The organism is Sporosarcina sp. FSL K6-1540 (assembly GCF_038620285.1).
In the GTDB taxonomy this organism is placed as follows: Bacteria; Bacillota; Bacilli; order Bacillales_A; family Planococcaceae; genus Sporosarcina; species Sporosarcina psychrophila.
Genome location: NZ_CP152018.1, coordinates 2812683 through 2833652, shown reverse-complemented (window position 1 = coordinate 2833652; position 20970 = coordinate 2812683). Strand labels below are relative to the sequence as shown.

Sequence of the window (20970 nt, the reverse complement as noted above, 5' to 3'; positions counted from 1 at the left end):
CAATTCAATGGAAAAGAAACACCAGTCCATAATCATTGACCTTAGTAACTCTTGAGTGTTAGGGTTTTCACTTGCCAACTAATTCGGCAAACTACAAAGGAGGAATTGCAATGAAGCAATTGATGCAACAGGAAATTCACCTAGCAAATCGTCCCAAAGGAATGCCTGCGAAAGAAGACTTTACCTTTGTAAAGAATTCAGTTCCCTCACCAAAAGTAAATGAAATTTTAGTACGGACGCTTTATTTATCTGTTGACCCATACATGCGTGGAAGAATGCAAGATGCCAAGTCATATATTGCTCCATTTGAATTGAATAAGGTCATTTCAGGGGGTGTCGTAGCTGAAGTAGTTGAATCCCAGTCAGACGCCTTTAAACAAGGTGATGTCGTTGTTGGGAATCTTGGCTGGGCTGAATATTCCGTAGCTACTCCAAATGAAATTCGCAAAATAGACCCTAAAATGGCACCTATTTCAACACATTTAGGTATTCTCGGCATGACAGGTTTAACTGCCTATTTTGGATTGCTTGATATCGGAAAACCCCAAGAAGGCGAAACGGTCGTCGTTTCTGGGGCTGCCGGGGCAGTTGGATCAGTAGTTGGACAAATCGCGAAAATCAAAGGTGCCAAAGTAGTAGGTATTGCAGGTTCAGATGAAAAGATTGACTACTTATTGAATGTACTCGGCTTTGATGCAGCTGTAAATTATAAAAAGGATAGTTTCTGGACAGATTTGAAAAATTCCGTACCTGATGGAGTAGATGTCTATTTCGATAATGTAGGCGGCGACGTTTCAGACGCTGTTTTTACAATGCTAAATCGAAATGCTCGTATTCCATTATGCGGATCAATTTCTTCCTACAACGCGGAAGGAAATGATACAGGACCACGTATCCAATCCGCCATGATCAAGACCAGCGCTATGATGCAGGGCTTCACACTAGGTGATTTTGCTACTGATTTTGAAAGAGGTTTTACAGACTTAGGTAAATGGCTACTGCAAGGTAAACTGAAATATGAAGAAACAATTGTTGATGGATTTGAAAATACACCAGAAGCATTCCTTGGTTTATTTAAAGGAACAAATCTGGGAAAACAGCTCGTAAAAGTGGCTAATCCTGAATACGCGAAACTTTAACATTTAATGTGAAATAGCATGACCTGCAACTTCCAAATACTTATTCAACAATCTCCTCAGGTTACTAAATGAGGAGATTTTGTTTTGTCAAAAAATCTAAACCTTGTTGTGTTTGTTCGTAACAAAAACTATTTCAAGCTCTTTTACATATACTGCAGTTCCTGTAATTTCAATATCATAACTTTTTTCATTTTTCGAGACTTTAACTAGTACACGACCATCCTTTCCCATTTCATGTCCTTGTTCTACTAAAATACGTAGATGGTTTTCGAAGTTTCTATTTATGTATTCGGCGTAATAAGCACCCATCACTCCTGAGGCTGTTCCTGTAACGGAATCTTCAATTGTACCGGAATATGGTGAAGAGAAATGACGAGCATGCATATCTGCATTTTGATCGTACGTCTCCAAACAAAAAGGATGAATAGATGCTTTAGGTATTTCTTTTAATACGGATGGAAATAGCTCATTGTTAGCTTTCATTTTATTAAAAATGCTAAGTTTCTTAATTGGAACTAACAATGTCCATGAACCTGTACTACCATATACAGTGGGTAAATCAGATTCTATATCATCTCTATTAATTCCGATTGAATGGGCCAATTCTTCGTACGAACCGCTAAAGTCTTTTAATTGTGGGGAATCTTGTTTCATAGTTATGTATTCCTCACCATCCGCTTGTGAATCTATTCTGATAGGTAAAATCCCTACTTTCGTTTCAATTGTTAGTTTACTCTTATCATTCAATAAATTCTTAGACTTTAAAGCATATACAGCAGCAATTGTTCCATGTCCACATAAATCCATTTCTTGTCCTGGTGAAAAATAACGTATTCCAAGATCAGCCACATTCGAATTGACTAAAAATGCAGTCTCGTTGAAACCTGCCCTGTAAGCTATTTCTTGCATCTCAAAATCTGTTAAATCATCCCCGTTCAGCACTACTCCAGCAGGATTCCCTTTGTTTGGCTCTTTACTAAATGCGTCATAATGGTAAATAGTTATCGATTTCACTCTTCATTTCTCCCACCTAAAATAAATATATTATCCACTCTTCATTTCCATACAGTCATATACTTCTTACGGTATTTGATATCTTCTTCTGTCTCAATCAAACCCATTGCTATCTGTTTAATTTCTTCCTCTTTTAATGCATCATATAAATTTTTCAAGCCTTGAATCATATCAAATCGAATCAAGGTGTAATGTTTTTCATGCACACCGTTTTGAAAACGTTCCACTATATGATGAATCACTTGTTGTTTTTGTTCCTTTCCAGCTAAGCCCACTCTCCATATCGACTGTAAGCTATGTCGGGCTGTAACAAATTTCGGATCTTTGGTCACTTCCCATAACGCTGGAAAATCGCCTAATATACGTTTTTCTGGATCACTTTTCGCAAGACCAGCTAGGAACTGAGCACCCCTAGATCTTCGATGATTATCGGAATCTGTTAGCCATTCCTTTAATTCGTCCCAAACTTCATAAGCCCAGTCCACTTCTTCTTTTACAGCTGCATTAATAGCATTAAACGCTTCAAATTGAACATTTTTGTCCTTTGCTTCTAGGTTTTCAAAGTAGGATCGGGTTACACTGTCCACTTGATTCATCTCCCTCTCAATAAAAAGTTATTTACTTACGACATTACATCCTACCGATAAATATACAGTGAACCCCCTCATATATCTATCGCCATACTTCATTAATAAATTGACCGTGAAATTTCTCCGTGTTAAAATTTGATTGAGTGATCAATTAAAAATTTGATTGTACAATCAAATTAACTTGGAGGAATCATAATGTATATAAATAATAGAGGTCATATAAATGAAGGAAGATAACAAAGTTGAAGGAAAAAAATCGTTTATCGCAGAAGCAAGACGTGACCAAATTGTGGAAGCAGCAATTAAAACCCTTGATGAAATTGGATACTTAAAAGCCAGCCTTTCTCAAATTGCTAAAAGAGCGGACATCAGTACCGCATTAATTTCTTACCATTTTTCGGATAAGAACGATTTGATGAACCACCTTCTGATGAATCTTGTAGAAGGGTCAACATCTTATATCTTAGAGAGAGTTGGTCGAGAAAATACAGCTTTTGAGCAACTGAATACATTCATAGCGGCAAATTTAGCATATCAAGGTACGCATCCGACACGTTATACGGCTCTGATAGAAATTGTCTTTAATGCCAGAACGCCCGATAACATTCCCTACTATAAATTAGGCGATGATGAAGAGGACCAAATCATGTATGAACTACAACAAATACTACATTATGGTCAAAAACAAGGGGAATTCGGATCTTTTAATGTAGTAGTCATGGCCAGTATGATTCAAGGAGCTATCGGAGAGTATATGGCTCACACTGCTATAACAAAAAAAGTCGACTTGGATACGTATAGCAGCGAGCTCGTGAAAATTGTTAATCAGGCAGTAAAGGGTAACAAATTTGACTAACGTTACTCTAAAGTCAAATCCTATCTCCAATTATGATCGGAAGCTTGCTCCGGATCTTGCCCGCGGCTTTATGCTACTGTTCATCGCATTGGCACACGCCCACGTATTTCTATACGCCGCCGATCGAGAAATCACAAAGGTTGACCAGATCGTTGTATTGTTTCGGCAAGTCTTAGTTGACGGCCGTGCATTCCCTATGTTCTTTCTCCTCTTTGGCTACGGTATGGTCCAGCTCATGCTTCGTCAGGAAGAAAAAGGTAACGATTGGATTTCAATTCGCAAGCTGTTCCGCCGGCGAGGCTGGTTGATGATTCTCATCGGTTTCTTGCATGTAGCACTATTATTCGAAGATATCATAGCATTATATGGCCTGGCTACCCTTCTCTTGGTCGGATTCCTCCGTGCATCAGACAAGAAGCTGTTATGGATTGCTGGAATATTTCTTGTTCTAGTAGCAATCTTTGGTTCATTGATGCCTCGTGGTTACGACGCCTTAGTAGATAACGCTGTACTCTCCTCAATAGCGCTGGAGAACCCATTTCTCGCTAGCGCTATCCGTATTCCGGAGTGGATTATCTACACACCTTTGCTTGTCTATCAGGTCGTCCCTGGCATGCTTATCGGAATTTTGGCGGCACGGCGGCGAATCCTCGATAATCCGGAGCAACACCTGCTCTTGCTTGTGCGCACTTCAATGATTGGTATTGGTCTCGCTACTGTCGGAGCAATCCCGTTGGCACTGATGTCCTCACAGTATTGGACTAATCCATCGTTTGGAGCGCAGACGTTCGCTACTATTCTACACACCGGTACTGGCTATGCAGGTGGATTGGGCTGGGCAGCGTTTATCGGATTGTTAGTCATCAAGCTTGGGGAAAAACGAGGACCCATCACTATGGCTATCGCCGCAGTAGGACAGCGCTCGATGACCTTTTACATTTTTCAATCGGTCGTATTCATCGCTGTTTTTGCTCCGTATGCCGGCGGTCTAGGTGCACATATGGGCCAAGCCGGCAGCGATGTCATCGCGTTATTCACCTGGCTCCTCTCAGTAGTCAGCGCCGATTTCATGCGTCGCGCTAATGTGAGAGGTCCTGCGGAGACCTTGTTGCGAAAGCTGTCTTATCGTACTTGATTTACTGATTGGGATAGTCGTTAATTTAGGATGCACCAAGGTTGTTAATTAAGAAAGCGATTGTGTGAAGGAAGTTACTCAAGAAAAAGGAGATTACAATGAATTTTATAGAGAAAGTATTTAATTGGATGGTAATGATTGGACTAGGATTATTAGTAGGACGAATTATTACACTTGTGTTTAGACTTCTGGATATTCCGTTTACAACCTTTTTTAAAGACTACAGTATCATTTCATTGATCATTTTAATAGTAGGCGCGATTGGTTCACAAATGATGAAGGATAATAAAAAATAAAAGGTATCTGGTACTAATACAATTCAGGGTTGTATCAGCACCAGATACCTTAAATTTATAATACCCCTCTCTTCCTTTGATGAAGATGAGGGGTTATTTTTGATTCTATCGCACTAATTTACTTAAGAAAATAATCCGCGGTATCTTTCCAATTGTTTAATCGCGTATATCCGGTTGTATGGACATTATGTGGAGCTGTGAAAAGTAGGCCCTTCCCCTGAAATGTTTCTAAATTACTTGGCGTATCGTCTATCAAATAATCTGCAAGAATTATGCTTTTATCGCCGCAAAAGACGAAATTCTTTTCATTCAAAAAACTGAAGTGTTTCTTTAACCAGCGATATTTTGGTGCTAACGAAGCTGGAAACTCCATTGCTGCGGTTACAATATATATTTCATAGCAAGCACTTAATTCTTTTATCACTTCTTGACTATCTTTTATCACGTCTAACTCCAAGAAAAATAATTCGTTTGCTAAATAGTGGTCCACTTTCTTTTCAAATCTAGCATCTAATTCTATGAGTTTCTTGCCATGCAAATGGTGGTCCGTATAACTTTCGTTAAATTCATCATTAAATAATTCTAGACATTTAGCGCTAAAATGCGATATGACTTCATCCATATCTATCGCGATACGTTTCACAGTATTTACCCCTTTATGATTCATCTCATGATTCTACTATATATGTTGACATAAAGAATCCTCTCAACAACGCTCGGCTCCTCATAGGGGTAGCCTTCGCTGGAAATTATATAGAATAATGATTGCGGCGTATGCGCTTTACACAGGCTTTTGGGAGGCCACTGAAAAAGCCCTTGTACTTGAAATGAATTAGGATTCCCCCTAATACCGCTTCGGCGCTTTGTGGATGCCTCCCGCGATAAGCCAGAAAGGAAACCACTTTCAGTCTTATCGCTCCGGCTACCACGAAGACGCGCCTACGCTGGATGGACTATGTAAGAAAGAGCTTTTCATTATCTGCGATGAAATCTGCAATCGGCATATACATCTCAAAATCACATTTCTCTCGATAATGAACATCCTAGCGCAGGCGCGGCAAAGGGGTAGCCGATGCTGTAATACTGGATGCGAAGCGCTAATCCAGGCTTACTGCGTAGAGCATCCCCAATAGCGCTAAGCGTTCTACAATCCACACCCCGAATTAATACTAGCTCCCTATTGAGCGCCACAGTAAATTTAGTGGGATTCATTAATTCAACATATATAGCATGCAATTGTCGTTCATATACTGACTAGTGCTGTGCACGGCTTATCTGAAATTTATGCCCCACAACATTTTTTATACTTTTTTCCACTTCCATGCCAAGCAACCTCTGAATATCGGAAATATCCTCAGGCTTGTCCCCCACTTTCAAATGTAATATTCACGAGATTCTGTACACTCACACAATTCAAAAGCTGTGACATCCACCGGAGTTTTCAACTTTATTCAGCAGGGGTTTGAATCCCTGCTGAATAACCTTAAATCGATAATATCTTCCGATAACGAGGATAGCATCGTTTCACCCGTTTGAATAACTTGATCGATTAATTCCTTTTTACTTTGCTGCAATTCGTTTATCTTTTCTTCTATTGTTCCTTGGGCAATAAGCTTTATAACTTGAACAACGTTCTTCTGCCCCATTCGATGGGCTCTACCAATTGCTTGCTCCTCGATTGCTGGATTCCACCATAAGTCATAGAGAACAACCGTATCCGCACCAGTTAAATTCAGGCCAGTCCCGCCAGCTTTTAATGAAATAAGAAAAATCGTTTCAGATCCTTCATTAAAATCATCGACGAGTTGGACTCGCTCCTTGGCTGGCGTTTGACCATCTAAATAGAAGCAACTTTGTCCTGATTGTACAAGCTTTTCCCGAATAATTTTCAACATACTTGAAAACTGTGAAAAGATTAAGATTTTGCGGCCATTTTCTCGTCCGTTTTCAATAATCTCAAAAAGCTCTTCCAGCTTTCCAGATTGCCCTTCGTAGTTCTCGATGAATAAAGAGGGGTGACAACAAAGCTGCCGAAGTCTTGTCAGTCCCGCCAAAATTTTAATTCTCCCTTTACCTAAACCTTCTGTGTCAAGTGACTCTTTTGTTTCAGCGCGGATTTTGTCCAAGTAGCCGAGGTAAAGCTCCTTCTGTTCTTTCTTCAGTTCTGAGTAATGAACCGTTTCAATTTTGTCAGGTAATTCCTTCAAAACGTCCATTTTCAACCTTCTCAAAATAAAAGGTTTAACCACCCTAGCAATGTATTCAGGTTTTAAACTACGAAACGTTTTCTGATCATGTAAAAACCCAGGCATGATTGCTTGAAAAATCGCCCACAACTCGTCCAATGAATTTTCAATCGGCGTTCCAGACAAGGCAAACCGCTTATGCGCCGTTAACGCCCTTACTGCTTGCGCAATTTTAGACGCATAGTTTTTTATCGACTGCGCTTCATCTAGAATAAGCGTATGGAATTCTTGCTCCTTATACCACTCTAAATCCTGCCTCAACGTATGATAGGAGGTAATGTATACATCCGGAATATTATCCTGGTCCAAAATAGCCTTTCTTTCCTGAACCGTTCCAGTAGCGATATCCACCCTTAATACAGGAGAAAACTTACTGAATTCATTCTTCCAATTATAAACCAATGATGCTGGAGCGACTACGAGCACGGGCTTCCCCGACTGAGCCTGCTTCTCCGATTGGATATAAGCAATACATTGCAAGGTCTTTCCTAAGCCCATGTCATCTGCTAAAATTCCACCCAGTTGGTATTGTGCCAATGACTTCAACCACTGAAAACCCGTCAACTGATAATCTCGCAAGTTTTCTTGAAGTGTGTCCGGTATCACATATTCTTCTTCCTCTGGGGATTTAATGGCGCTTATGAACTGCCGGAAGCTTTTCCCGAATTTCCGGTTCTGTTTGTCCAACTGCGTTAAGCGCTCTTCGATTTGCAGACCTCTATATAACGGCATGTTCATTTTACCATTTACCATTTCAATCGATTTATCATTTAACTCTTTATAAAGATCTGCTACGTCCTTCAACTGTTCATCATCAAGTGACAAAAAGGCTCCAGTTGGTAAACGCACATAGCGTTTCTTTTCAATAACAGACTGGAAAATATGTGGAACCTTGTCGTAATCCACTCCGTCCATTGAAAAGTCAACTTCCAATAGGTTCCCACTTGAGTGGATATCGACAGCAACTTTAGCCATTTTCTCTGTAGGTAGAATCAATGATTTAATGGCTGGCGCTAAAAATATGTCTGCCTTCTCTTCAAGTAGCGCCAATGTGTCGTATAGAAATCCGAATATATCTTCCTCGTCATCTGTGTAATACTGATTCTCACTCACTTTCAATGAAGAATCCTCGAATGCATTCATAAATAATTGTTCCTGTTTTGCATCACGGATTAATATCGTTTGTTCCTCATTAGCATCGGTCTCACTTTGGGCAATCGGGTTAATGACAATCGAATCGTAATGATACTCTACCTTCACCTCGATACGGTCACTAGTCCCTTCCACAAACATTTTCACCCGTAGTGGAGGATTCATAATAAACGCAGAAACAGTCTTAGCTACTTGAACCTTACCAATTTCCTTTAGCTTTGGCATGGCTTGTGAAACAAATGTCCCAACTTGTTCAGCTGATATCGGGATAATTGGACTTCCTCCACTTTTAATTAATGGAACGAATAGTTGTAATGCCCGTTGCTGTTCACCCGATAGTTTATGTAATTTCCCTTTATATGCATACCAGCCATAGGTTTTAAAATATTCCCCATCTACATGTCCGCTTACTTTCAATTGAAATTCTTTGGACTTGCCATTTTCAAGCGAAAAGGAGAAAGGAAGATCTTCGTCTACAATTTGCAGTTGTCCATAAACGAAATCTTCTTGCTGAAAAACACAATTTTGATGTTGCAAGGTAGCAAGTAACTCATCTACCGCGTATGGAGGTATGACTATATCTTTTCCTGACCTACCGTTACCTCCCCAAGTACTCGTATCATAGATGGTTTCAGTTTTATAAAACTGCATTAATTTATGGATAATCGCCAAATCTTCCATTTGAAACACATGATATGCGGGATCATACGTAAAATGCTTGCCAAACTGCAAGTCAGTGTTTTGTGACATGCTGCCGAATATCCTTGACGATATATAATCGTTTAGTTCCAATTTTCATCTGAATGTCAAAAATATCTTTTTCTCTATAATAGCTAGCTAACGTATGTGCCCTCAATAGAAATTCTACTTTCAAATAGCACTCATCTTCTGCATTCAATTCTGAACGATTGTTACTTTCTCCAAAGTAATCAATCAACTCTTCAGCTCGCCGATATCTTGCATTTTTCGTTCCACTCTTTTTGCTACTAGTAGCAACGTTTTGTTCATCGGCAATTGCCAAAACCGTAGCACAAACATGCTTACACTCTCCATAGGAATAATGCGCAGGACAGTTACAATCATCATCAATGTCGTAACCATTCAATTCTATTTGAACAGTATACAACTTGCTTCCTGAGACTGTTGCACGCCATATATTCTTAGCACTATTTAATTGTAAACCATGTACTCTACCACTTTTATGGTAAGCTTCTCATTTATTAAATGTAGAAGCCGTAAATATTCTTTTTATTAAACTAGTATCTAATTTGTTCATATATTTTCCCGGTGCGAACACTCACTTTTATCCTCTATTATACAATGTTCCAAGTTCTAACCGTAAATTTCGTCTTTTCCTATTGCCAAAACTCCTAATACGACAAAATTCCGTGTTTTCAATCAAAATACGTGAATGAAAATCTAGATTAGGCTATGATAAAGAAGAATAGTCTTAACAATAAAAGGAGGCAATATAATGATTAGTCAACGACTAGCAGATGCTCTTAATCAGCAAATGAATAATGAGTTCAACGCTGCACAAGCTTATATGGCAATGGCTGCTTATTGCGAGCACAATAATTATGCTGGCTTTGCCAATTACTATCTTCAACAAGCCGAAGAAGAGCGTTTTCACGGCATGAAAATTTACAACTATATGAATGACCGCGGGTTACAAGCTAAATTCTCCGCAACGTCAGAGCCAAAAATCGAATTCGCGTCAGTATTGGATACATTTGAATCGGGTTTACTACAAGAAAAAGGCGTTACCAAGAACTTTTATGAATTAACGGACCTCGCTTGGGAAGAAAAAGAACATGCCACAATTTCGTTTTTGAGATGGTTCTTGGACGAACAAGTTGAAGAGGAAGCATCTTTCGATACACATATCGAGTATTTGAAGCGTATCGGAGAAGATAAAAACGCATTATACATTTATGAAAAAGAACTTGGGCAACGCGACTTCTCTGCAGAATCTGGAGAATGAATAAGTTCCAATTTTTTCACTCCCCCTCTCTTCCTTGACGAAGATGAGGGGTATTTTTATACACTTTTTTTGTGATATACCTACATGTCTTAGACCTCATAACACTTTCCTCTCCCACCAGATTGATAGGATACTAATACCCTATGACTTCACCTCCCTTTATAAATGTTGAACCATTGGATACTTAAATTGGCTGAGCGAAGGCGCCTTATAAGGGACACCCTCCCGCCGTAGTGAATTCAATGGGTTTCTGTATTTTAATATATATAAATTGGTTCCATTGTCTATACTTGCCGCTAATTCCTAGCCATTTGATAAGTTCCTTTTCTCGCAGTGACAAAACTAAGTTTTAACTATTCAGAAAAATACCTTGTGCGTTATCGGAAAATTTGGTAATGTGAAACTAGCCTTCTATTATATGATTAACATTTTTAACAGATTTAGTGCGTTTTTTACAAAATATGAGAGCTAATTCATCTAAAAGGAGGCTTATTACTTTACTAAACTACCAGTTTTCAACACTTCAGAAAAAAAGGGGATGAAATCGTGGGTAAAAATCCGAAGAAAAAGCAAGCAAGTGAAACATTGGACTATGAAAAAATTATCAATACACCTGAATTCAAAAATTTAGTCAAACGAAAAAGAATCTTTTCTACGCCATACATTATTTTCTTTTTTATCGCCTATTTTACACTACCTATTCTCACCGGATATACAACCATACTTGAAAATCGAGCCATCGGTTGGATGACTTGGACATGGGTCTATTCATTAAGCATGTTCGTAATGGTATGGGTGTTTACATCCATCTATATGAACAAAGCGAAAAGCTTCGATATAGACGTTGAAGAAATTCTAAAGAAAAATGTTTTAAAATAAAGGGGGTACTTACACGTGGACAATATTATATCAATAGCAATTTTCGTTGCAGTGATTGGATTGACACTCGGTATTACATACTGGGCTGCCAAACAGACGACAACTGCAAGTGATTTTTACACGGCTGGGGGATCGTTAACCGGTTGGCAAAACGGAATGGCGATTGCTGGGGACTACTTATCTGCCGCATCATTCCTTGGTATTGCCGGAGCAATTTCGTTAAATGGATTTGATGGATTTTACTATAGTATCGGCTGGTTAACTGCATATCTAGTAGTTTTATTTCTAATCGCCGAGCCGCTTCGTAATCTAGGGAAATTTACAATGGCTGACATGATTGGAGCACGTTTTGGAGCAAAAAAGGTTCGTGGCGCTGCAGCGTTAAATACAATTACGATTGTTTTATTTTATATGCTTGCTCAGCTTGTAGGTGCAGGTGCACTTATTAAATTACTTCTTGGAATTGACTACTGGATTGCAGTTCTAATCGTTGGTGTCATGATGACAATCTATGTACTATTCGGTGGTATGACTGCAACAAGTTGGGTTCAAATTGTTAAAGCGATTTTACTTATGATAGGAACCATTGTTATTTCATTCCTCGTTTTGTTAAAGTTTAATTTCAACTTTATTGGGATGTTTGATGCCATGAGAACGGCAACACCACATGGCGATGCCTTCTTACATTCCGGAATAATCTATAAAGATCCGATTGGTTTGATCTCTGTACTAATTGCACTCGTTTTAGGTACGGCTGGCTTACCGCATATCTTAATGCGTTTCTTCACGGTAAAAGATGCGAAAACAGCTCGTTCTTCTGTTATTTATGCAGTTTGGATTATAGGTATATTCTACGTCTTAACCATTTTCCTTGGATTCGGTGCAGCTAAGTTTGTTGGTGTGGATGCCATTGTTGCTGAGAATGCTGCTGGGAACATGGCCGCACCAATGTTAGCGGGTGTGTTGGGAGGATCAGCACTTGAGTCATTCGTTGCAGCGGTTGCGTTCGCAACGATTCTAGCAGTTGTTGCCGGACTTGTTTTGTCAGGAGCTTCAGCTATTGCACATGATATTTACGCAGAAATTATTAAAAAAGGAAAAGTAACAGAGAAACAACAAGTTAAAGCTGCAAGATTCGCTGCACTTGCTGTTGCTATTGTCTCAATCATTTTAGCACTAGGTGCGGAAAAATTGAATGTCGCGTTTCTTGTTTCACTCGCATTCTGTATCGCCGCCTCTGCGAACGTTCCGACAATTCTTCTTACGATCTATTGGAAAAAATTCAATACGACAGGCGCAGTTGCTTCAATGTTAACTGGTTTAATTGTCGCGCTTGTACTTGTTGCATTAAGCCCTAGCGTTATTAATCCTGTAGAAGGAGCGGCGTTCTTCGTTGGGCAACCACTCTTCCCATATTCGAACCCTGCCATAATTTCAGTTCCAGCAGGATTCTTAGCAGCGATTATTGGTACACTCGTTTCATCTAAGAAATTCGAAGCTGAAGAGGTTTCTTATGCCGAAGTGAAATTTAAAGCAGAAACAGGTTATAGAGAGCTAGAACGATAATTCATAGCAAAAAATCCCCCTCCCTAATTTAACTGGACGAGGGGGATTTTTCTCTAAAAAGATGAAGGTGGAGGAAATTCATAATGAACAGTGCACAACAAGAAATGTATAAGAAAGTGCATGACCAGCCTATTTTCAGAGGATTAACAGATGAAAAATTTGCTGAACTAATGGCTGAATGCAAACTTACCTATTATCGGAAATCTGCAAAAGTGAATTACTTTATAACACCTCATGAAGGGTTGTTACTCATTTTAAAAGGGACAGCAGAGATATTCATTGTTGGTGATGATGGGCACTCCTTCGCCCTTGAAGAAGTTCAAGAAGGTGAGGTAATCGGTTTTTCAAATATCGCTTATTATTTAGGTGAATCCAATCGGCCACTCGATCGTCATCATCTCGAAATAGAAGTAGTGGAAGATTCCTATTGCCTACAGATTCCATACGCTGTCCTAAAAGAAAGAATAGATGACACGGATGTCCGTGACGCTATTTTGAAACTCATGTCTATTCGGCTCGCAAATGTCTATGCTTCCCTTGGTGAGCAGGTTAAGTTGTCAGATGAGTGGGGAGAAAGCGAGCCTTATGTACGTCGTGTCGAAGACTTTATGAACTCCTCTGTGATTACGGCCTCTGAAGATGCGTCAGTTCAGCAAATAGCACGAATAATGGTCGATAACTCAATCAGTTCGCTAATGGTCGTGGATCAGGAAGAGCAACTAATCGGGATCATTACAAAAAAAGACCTTGTCCAAAGAGTCGTTGCACAAGTGGCAAACGGCGAACTGAAAGCTAAAGATATTATGACAAAAAAACCGCATACTATTTCACGTCATGATTATTATTACGAAGTCCTTTCGGCATTTTATAAGAATGGGGTAAAACACTTACCCGTTGTCGAAGGTAATCGTTTGGTAGGTATAGTTACACTGTCCAATCTTATTTTTAAGCGTGATCGTGGATCAATGGGTGTATTGAAAACGATTGAAGAGGCTTCTTTCGAAAATTTACCTGGAGTTAAAAACGCGATTTACGATGTGTTATCTAGTTTAATTAACGATGATATCTCTACCATTCATACGTTGGAGATTATTACAAAACTATACGACCGACTCGCACGACACTGTGTTAAACTCGCTGTACAGTCGTTAGAAAGGCAAGGTAAAGGAACACCGCCCGTCCCCTTCGCATGGTATGAGATGGGCAGTGGTGCTAGGGGCGAACAATTCATGTTGACGGACCAGGATCACTTCCTTGTCTACACCGACCCACAGGAAGATGATAAGAAGCACGTGGCGTTTTATTTTTCATTGCTTGGTGATGCAATTGTTAAGCATTTGGAGAAAGCTGGCTATTCCAGATGCGTCGGAAAAATGATGTCAAGCGAGGTACAGTGGCGCGGTTCCGTTTCCGATTGGCAGCAACGTCTACGTAACTGGGCGCTTAAGGCGACTAATGATGATATATTACTTGGCTATAACTTTTTATCTTTTCGTTTTCTAATGGGTGATGCATCGTTACATAATCATTTTGTTTGGATGGTACAAATTCAATTGAAGTCCTCACAAACTTTTCTTTATTACATGGCGCAGCAGGAACAAAACAAGCCCATACCGCAAGTAAACCAGTCCTTTTTGGCATTATTTAAAGGAAAAGGAACCCGAGAAATCATTGACATTAAAAAAAACGCATTGTTTCCAATGCATCATTGCCTACAAATACTGGGCGTTCAAAAAAATATCATTACACGCACACCATTACAATTAGTAGACGACCTTGTACAATTAGGTGAACTATCGGCTGGCTTTGCCGATGATATACGTCATGCATATGAAATTGCACTAAGAACACGAATTCAACTGGCTTGGAAAAAACATCTGCGAAATGAATCTATTACCACAGAAATTCAGTTTGCATCGATGCGAAGATGGCAACAGGATGAAATAACAACGATGTTAACGACAGTCCACGCGCTGCAATCACATCTACTTGCAAAATTATGATCTATTTTCGCTATCGCTTGGAGGCAATAGGTATGTTTTGGAGAAAACAACGATTAAATTATAAGTTGGATCAATCATTTTTGCTGAATACAAAGTTGCGTGATATGCCGTTTACTGTCTTCGATACTGAAACGACTGGGTTTGCAATTGCTGCCGATGACGGACTCATTGAAATTGGAGCTGTCCATGTCGAAAAGTCTGAAGTAACGAATCGTGTATTCCAGACCTTTGTAAAGCCATTAGGTGAAATACCTGAATATATTACTAGGTTAACTTCTATTGAACAATACCATGTAGAAAATGCCCCAACTGCGCTCGAAGCTATAGAGAGCTACTTTCAGTTTATTGAGGATACGAAGAGTGGAGGGTGGATTGGACATCATGTAAGCTTTGATACGCTGGTCATAAAAAAAGAATTACAGCGTGTGAAATACTCCTACGAAGAACCCACTTCTTTTGATACGCTTGATTTAATCGATTATTTAAATCCATCTTGGGACCAACTAGATCTCAAAGAGTACGCACAGCTATTTGGCACGCCACTATTTGAACGCCACCGCGCACTTGGAGATGCACAGACAACAGCTCATTTATTTGTTGAATTATTGAAGCATCTTGAAGAAAAAGGAATTATAACGCTGGCGGATTTACTGCGATTGAAACACAGTAATCTTCGTCTAAAGACAGCTCGGTTTTAGCTATAGCTAATAAAACAGGACCCGCTGATTTATTTGGAGTCCTGGTTCCCCTTTTTCGTGCTTATAGGATGAAGAAACATTATTAATTATTATAGATCTACCACTTCCGTCAACTCCCCTAAATTCGTCGAGCCAAAAACTAGGAGAAGAAGAAATACGATTAAGATGACCGTATTAATAAAACTTCCGGCGTCAAAACCGATTTTTTCACTCACGTCCGTTCCCCCTGTCTTTATTCATTCGCCTTTTTATTCCCTCAAATAACTCGTCTAATGTTAGATCACCATTTTTCTCTAGAAAATCAGTCATTTCATTTACTTTTTTATCGTTTAAACTTTTAAACTCTCCTAGCAATGTAACTGATATGACTGGTTTATCCCTAAATAGTTGAACGGAATCGACTTTCAGTTTGCCGAGCAAAAGGAGTGATGCCGCTACAATTTCAAGATCTTTCCCTTTCAAGAGATCGCCCAGCGTGTATTTTGTATTTGGATTTTGATTGAAATTATTGTACACGCCTAAACACATCCTTTTTCGGGATAGTGATTCGTACTTTGGTGCCTTATTGTTTATCTTATGTTGAAGGCTTTATGTTTGTGTTTGGAATTCCTTTAGAAAAGGAGTTTCAATTCCTTATTACCACAAAAAAAAACACCCCGAAGGATGCTTTTCGTCATTTTTTCAGAATGTGTTTTTTCCCCTTACTATCTTCAACTATGATTTCAGTGTCCATTACAGTCATATCTTGCGCTTGGATAGTAGACAACCTTTTCGTTTTACCATTCAGCATACTGTAGGAGAAAACACCTTTTTTATTGAAATAATACATGGCACTAGAATCATATTTAATCGATTTATTATTTTGATTTACGTTAGGTTTCACTTTTGAACCTTTTATATCGTCAAAAATGACACGCGCATCAAACTCATGAACTTTCTTTATGCCAAAGCCAATTTGATCGGCTGAATAAAGGATTAACATATCATCAGTATTAACTTCCTCATTAAAACCTTTATCGAATTGACGAACCTTTTTCTCTATCGTGAAGTAGATTTCAAAATTATGGAGTGTTACATTCCGGATAACATTGCTATTCGGAAGGTTATACATGGTAATATCGTTGTACTTGTCACCAGTTGTGCTTAATTTCTCACCCGTTATCGATGATACCATTAGACCATAATCTGTTGGCAACCCGCTCTTTATATCAACTTCTTTCCAATAAGGAGTGAAGATTTGATTATTGAACAAGATGATGGGAAATCCATTTCTAAGCTTTTGCTCTACATAGCCATCTGAATCACTGAAATCATCTTCTGACAGTAAGATAATTTCCTCTTTTGTCTTTTGATTAATTTTCACAAGTTTGTTAGTTTTCACTGTGTATATCCAACCGTCCCGTTCAACTTCTACACCTTTTTCACTGACAGCAGAACGATAACCCGCAAGTTTCATTTTGTCATCAAGAGCACGGGCTAGGAAAGAAGAAAATTGCGAACGTGTTACCGGATTTCCCGGTTTGAACGTTCCATCTTGGTATCCACCTGCTATCAAGTTTTTAGCTAAACTATTGATATCCTTAAAAGCCCAATTTGCTGGCGATACATCGACAAATGTCGGCTGATTGTCCATTGGCAACTCGAATGCTCTGCGCAAGATTGCCGCCATTTGCGCTCTTGTCGTGATTTCTCCGGGGCGCATATAACCATTTTCTCCACGAAGAATACCAAGTTCACTGACTGTCGCCAAGGTTTGATAATGTTTAGATATATTGGAAACGTCTTTAAATTGCACTGTCGGTTTGTCAATCAGCTTAAAATCGAGCGCTTTCACAAGCATTGCTGCGACCTGAGCACGCGTGATGGGTTCATTCGGTCGGAACGTTCCATCTGGATAACCACCGATAATGTTTTTATTATACAAATAAATAATATCTCCATTCGGTCCCTTTAAGTCGGAAAATGGGTTTGAATCGCGCCCTGTTTCTGCTTTCGCAATAGGAATAATAGTAAACACTAGCAGGAATGCAACAAGTGCCATGGTAAATTTCTTCATTTTAATACCCCCTTATTCTAGTAAATTATAACATATGTATTGGAAGCAAGACTCCCTTATAAGGTGCCTTCGCTCAGTTTATATAGGTATTCATTTGTTCAATAAATAGTAATTTCATTTAATAGATGGACCGTTTTCATGAAAAAAAAGACGGTGAACCAATTTCCCAATCGGTTCACAATCTAGTGTAGTGGTTATTTCAAATATCTTCTTGAGCCTGCATAGTTTGCTTTGTATGGGTGTGTATCAATGGATACAATTTCGACGTTTCTACTTGAATTGGGTGCGTGGATCATTTGACCTTTTCCGATATACATGCCGACGTGATAGACCTTCCCTTTACCTTGATTGTACGCAAAAAATAGTAAATCGCCCGGTTGCATACTTTTCCTTGCAACAGGTGTACCATTCACCGCCTGGACGAATGAATCACGCGGAATCATGATGCCGTGATTTTTGTAAACCGAATGGATAAGACCCGAACAGTCAAAGCCAAAACCTGATATCCCTGACCAGATGTACGGAAGTCCAAGAAACATCTTGGCACTATCGACGATATCTTGTTGAGTCGGTTTTGGTATTGCAGCAAAGTTTTTAACGACTTTTGCATCTTGCTTACGCAAATATTTCACACCATTGGCAGGCGTTTGAACGTGTAACCAATCCCCTTCTTCCTTAATGACAGGAAGCATTGTTGTGTAGCTGATATCCATGAACTTGTTGGCCTTTTTCGGTTCATTATAAAGAGTAGCGATATTCGTATCAACGATTGCTAGTTGGCAATCCGTATAATCAGTCGTTATTTCCGTCACATGAGATTTCGGAACCCATCCTGGATATCCCGCTTTATTCCTAGGCGTGTATTGGTCCTTTACAGCAATTTCATGCCAGTTTCCGCTACTTTTTAGAATAACAACTTCTTGCCCATAAAGGGCTTGTGTATCTGTTTTTCCAACAAGCCATAATTTTTGACTGACAGACATGCTTTTCGCCCACTTTTGAATGTCGGTAGGATTAGAAATAGAAGGACGGTCCACTACACGATTGTTGTTCGGTGATTTCCATAAGTTTGTCACCTGCACAGCAACAACTGCCGTCTTTTTACCGTCAGACTTATAGCAGACAGGCTGTTTTTTAAATTCTGGGTTCAGTATTCGTGCGAGAAACACACCGAAATTCGCTTTTGTAATGAATGCTGTTGGCTTATATGTATTGTTTGGATAACCCGTTGTGATTTCATTAGCGAAGAGCGTTTTAATAGAATCAGACGCCCAGTATGCCGAATCGACATCTTTGAAAGTCTGTTCTGTTGTTCCCTTCAACTCAAATGCCTTGACTAAAATCGCTGCCATCTGTCCCCTTGTTAACTTATTGTTCGGCATGAACTCGCCCTCAGCATTACCGTTGACGATACCTTCATCGGTTATTGTCGCAATGATGTCGTATCCCTCGTCTTCTGGAGTGACGTCGGTGAAGTTTGGATCGGGTCGGTCTACCGTTTCGAGTCCTAACGCCCTAATAATCATAGCTGAAGCTTCAAGGCGCGTAATTTCTTCATTCACCCCAAAGTTTTGTGCCGGGTCTGCAAAGATAATACCACGCTCCGCCAAAAAATCTAATTCTGCTTTCGACCCGTACTTATCATTGACGTCTTTAAATAATGGTGCCGCAGAAACATTGCCGAATGTAGCGAACATAACAAGCAGCGCAGTAAAAAATACCATAATCTTTTTCATCAAACATAAACTCCTTTTCTAGTGAAAGATTGTATATTAACAGTACAGGAGATTGAACATTCTGTATAGTGATTCTTCATGAAATAACATAGAAAAAAGCCTGAAACGCCTGACCTTTTACAGGGCAGTCCCATCGTTTCAAGCTTTTTTTCATATGCCATGCTTTTCGATTGTTAGTTTTGGATTAGTAGCTCCAAGAAGTCTTCTGAAACGTATGTTTTCATACCTTTCAATTCTGGTGCAACTTCGAATTTACGAATGCTTTTATTATAACCATATATGTTGTCGCCTCGTTTAATAGTGAATGAACTGTTGTCTAATGTAACAAGTGCACCATTTACTTTTGGTTGAGAAAGAACATGATAACCAAGATGCTCAGCGACTATACGAAGTGGAATCATCTTAACGCCATTTTTCATGTAGTGGTCGTTAGCGATGATGTCTTGTAAGCCTGTTGATACTTCTGGTTTTTCTTCCGGCTCAACTTCAGGTGCTTCTACTGTTGCATTATCCAAAGCAATAATTTTAGTTGGTGGTGTTTGTGGTGGTAGGCTTCTCGTTGTGATTGAGTAAAATACCATCAATTCTTTACCGTTCAACTCTTTCAATTCGATTGCTTTACCTTGTTGATTGAAAAGAGGCGTATCTTTGCCGATATTCAATTTCAACTCGCCATCCAAGCTTAAGAATTCTTTGTCAAACTGGCTGACTTTCACTTCACCAAAAACTTCTTCATCGTTTAAAATGACAATTTCAGGTGTCACTGTTGCCGGATAAATCAGGATCATAGGTTTATTTTTATCATAATAGGCTGAAACAGTTGCACCCTTTTTAAAGTCTGCTGGTTTTAAAGATTTTGTCGTCCCACTATTAAATAGCAAGGAATTATCATTGATGCGCAAAATCGTAATCATTTTATCTTCATTTTCAATCGTTACACGAATTCCCTCTTCTTCTTTTTCAATTTCTTGAATGACACCCGTAGCTTTCATAAAGTTTGTCGTAACTTGTTCTTTTTCACTAATGGCTTGTGTAGTATCTTCTTGTGCTTGTGCTGAATAGCCACCCACTACGCTTCCTGCTAATAGTGCTGCCAATGCGATTGTACCGATTTTCTTCATAATATCTCTCCTCACTTTTCCTTATTCAATTGATTAGACGGAGGACGATGGAAGAAGTTTCATTTTTTTTGGCGGGGCCATTATGGGATATGATCGGTCGGTCGGGTTATTTGATCGGGGCGCGGGGGTTATGATCGGGATGCCGGGGTTATGATCGATACGGCAGGGTTATGATCGGGACGACGGATTTATGATCGATACGTCAGGGTTATGATCGGGACGCGGGATTGATGATCGATGCGTCAGGGTTATGATTGGGGCGCCCGAGTTATGATCGATGCGACATGGTTATGATTGGGGCGCCCGAGTTATGATCGGTGCGACATGGTTATGATCGGGACACCGGATTTATGATCGGTGCGACATGGTTATGATCGGGGCGCCCGAGTTATGATCGGTGCGACATGGTGATGATCGGGACACCGGATTTATGATCGATACGACTGATATATGATCGGGTTGCCAAATTTATGATCGGGACGCCCTTTTTGCATCATTG

General features: G+C 39.5%; 19 protein-coding genes. 9 read left to right on the top strand and 10 right to left on the bottom strand.

What is annotated here, in order from left to right; translation table 11 throughout:
• Positions 1 to 110: 110 nt before the first annotated feature.
• Positions 111 to 1139 carry an NADP-dependent oxidoreductase gene (locus MKY15_RS13425; RefSeq protein WP_342537745.1) on the top strand — a complete coding sequence of 343 codons (1029 nt, stop codon included), beginning with the start codon at positions 111 to 113 and terminating at the stop codon, positions 1137 to 1139.
• A 96-nt stretch (positions 1140 to 1235) separates the two neighbouring features.
• Here the strand turns inward: MKY15_RS13425 and MKY15_RS13420 are convergent, their stop codons facing one another.
• Together MKY15_RS13420 and MKY15_RS13415 are read right to left on the bottom strand one after the other, a co-directional pair.
• Positions 1236 to 2153 carry a PhzF family phenazine biosynthesis protein gene (locus MKY15_RS13420; RefSeq protein ID WP_067206769.1) on the bottom strand — a complete coding sequence of 306 codons (918 nt, stop codon included), beginning with the start codon at positions 2151 to 2153 and terminating at the stop codon, positions 1236 to 1238.
• 41 nt (positions 2154 to 2194) lie between these two features.
• Positions 2195 to 2740, bottom strand: a complete 546-nt coding sequence (locus tag MKY15_RS13415; RefSeq protein WP_067206766.1) for a hypothetical protein — start codon at positions 2738 to 2740, stop codon at positions 2195 to 2197.
• Positions 2741 to 2966: 226 nt separating this feature from the next.
• Between MKY15_RS13415 and MKY15_RS13410 the strand changes: the two genes are divergently transcribed.
• The 3 genes from MKY15_RS13410 (at position 2967) to MKY15_RS13400 (ending at position 5030) form a co-directional block, all read left to right on the top strand.
• On the top strand, positions 2967 to 3599 hold the full coding sequence (locus MKY15_RS13410) for a TetR/AcrR family transcriptional regulator (protein ID WP_067206763.1): 633 nt from the start codon (positions 2967 to 2969) through the stop codon (positions 3597 to 3599).
• A 307-nt stretch (positions 3600 to 3906) separates the two neighbouring features.
• A complete protein-coding gene (locus MKY15_RS13405) occupies positions 3907 to 4734 on the top strand; it encodes a DUF418 domain-containing protein (protein ID WP_342537744.1) in 828 nt (275 codons plus the stop codon).
• A 98-nt stretch (positions 4735 to 4832) separates the two neighbouring features.
• Positions 4833 to 5030, top strand: a complete 198-nt coding sequence (locus tag MKY15_RS13400; RefSeq protein ID WP_067206759.1) for a hypothetical protein — start codon at positions 4833 to 4835, stop codon at positions 5028 to 5030.
• Positions 5031 to 5148: 118 nt separating this feature from the next.
• Here MKY15_RS13400 and MKY15_RS13395 read toward each other — a convergent pair whose 3' ends face one another.
• From MKY15_RS13395 to MKY15_RS13385, 3 genes are all read right to left on the bottom strand, one after another.
• Positions 5149 to 5673 (bottom strand): 5'-3'-deoxyribonucleotidase, encoded by a 525-nt coding sequence (locus tag MKY15_RS13395; protein WP_067206758.1) that lies wholly within the window; start codon positions 5671 to 5673, stop codon positions 5149 to 5151.
• Between the two features lie 808 nt (positions 5674 to 6481).
• Positions 6482 to 9178: a DEAD/DEAH box helicase gene (locus MKY15_RS13390; protein WP_338653218.1), complete on the bottom strand. Its 2697-nt coding sequence runs from the start codon at positions 9176 to 9178 to the stop codon at positions 6482 to 6484.
• Positions 9162 to 9554: a hypothetical protein gene (locus MKY15_RS13385; protein ID WP_255428602.1), complete on the bottom strand. Its 393-nt coding sequence runs from the start codon at positions 9552 to 9554 to the stop codon at positions 9162 to 9164. Before MKY15_RS13385 ends, MKY15_RS13390 begins: the two co-directional genes overlap by 17 nt.
• 348 nt (positions 9555 to 9902) lie before the next feature.
• Here MKY15_RS13385 and MKY15_RS13380 point away from each other — a divergent pair, with 348 nt between their 5' ends.
• From MKY15_RS13380 to MKY15_RS13360, 5 genes are all read left to right on the top strand, one after another.
• Positions 9903 to 10412 carry a ferritin-like domain-containing protein gene (locus MKY15_RS13380; RefSeq protein WP_067206752.1) on the top strand — a complete coding sequence of 170 codons (510 nt, stop codon included), beginning with the start codon at positions 9903 to 9905 and terminating at the stop codon, positions 10410 to 10412.
• Between the two features lie 546 nt (positions 10413 to 10958).
• On the top strand, positions 10959 to 11291 hold the full coding sequence (locus MKY15_RS13375) for a DUF485 domain-containing protein (RefSeq protein WP_067206749.1): 333 nt from the start codon (positions 10959 to 10961) through the stop codon (positions 11289 to 11291).
• Positions 11292 to 11306: 15 nt separating this feature from the next.
• Positions 11307 to 12857, top strand: coding sequence for a sodium/solute symporter (locus MKY15_RS13370; RefSeq protein ID WP_338653222.1), 1551 nt, complete (start codon positions 11307 to 11309; stop codon positions 12855 to 12857).
• Positions 12858 to 12940: 83 nt separating this feature from the next.
• Positions 12941 to 14860: a DUF294 nucleotidyltransferase-like domain-containing protein gene (locus MKY15_RS13365; protein ID WP_342537743.1), complete on the top strand. Its 1920-nt coding sequence runs from the start codon at positions 12941 to 12943 to the stop codon at positions 14858 to 14860.
• Positions 14861 to 14892: 32 nt separating this feature from the next.
• Positions 14893 to 15558, top strand: coding sequence for an exonuclease domain-containing protein (locus tag MKY15_RS13360; RefSeq protein WP_338653224.1), 666 nt, complete (start codon positions 14893 to 14895; stop codon positions 15556 to 15558).
• Between the two features lie 89 nt (positions 15559 to 15647).
• On the opposite strand, the gene MKY15_RS13355 is transcribed toward MKY15_RS13360, so the two are convergent.
• From MKY15_RS13355 to MKY15_RS13335, 5 genes are all read right to left on the bottom strand, one after another.
• Positions 15648 to 15773 (bottom strand): hypothetical protein, encoded by a 126-nt coding sequence (locus MKY15_RS13355; RefSeq protein ID WP_255428601.1) that lies wholly within the window; start codon positions 15771 to 15773, stop codon positions 15648 to 15650.
• The gene (locus tag MKY15_RS13350; protein WP_231885777.1) at positions 15766 to 16074 is read right to left on the bottom strand and encodes a hypothetical protein; all 309 of its coding nucleotides are present in this window, start codon (positions 16072 to 16074) and stop codon (positions 15766 to 15768) included. The genes MKY15_RS13355 and MKY15_RS13350 overlap by 8 nt, the downstream gene beginning before the upstream one ends.
• Before the next feature lie 157 nt (positions 16075 to 16231).
• The gene (locus MKY15_RS13345) at positions 16232 to 17614 is read right to left on the bottom strand and encodes an S-layer homology domain-containing protein (protein ID WP_338653226.1); all 1383 of its coding nucleotides are present in this window, start codon (positions 17612 to 17614) and stop codon (positions 16232 to 16234) included.
• A 194-nt stretch (positions 17615 to 17808) separates the two neighbouring features.
• Entirely contained in the window at positions 17809 to 19350 is a 1542-nt protein-coding gene (locus MKY15_RS13340) for an S-layer homology domain-containing protein (protein WP_338653227.1), read from the bottom strand.
• A gap of 173 nt (positions 19351 to 19523) precedes the next feature.
• Positions 19524 to 20471 (bottom strand): stalk domain-containing protein, encoded by a 948-nt coding sequence (locus MKY15_RS13335; RefSeq protein ID WP_342537742.1) that lies wholly within the window; start codon positions 20469 to 20471, stop codon positions 19524 to 19526.
• Positions 20472 to 20970: the final 499 nt, after the last annotated feature.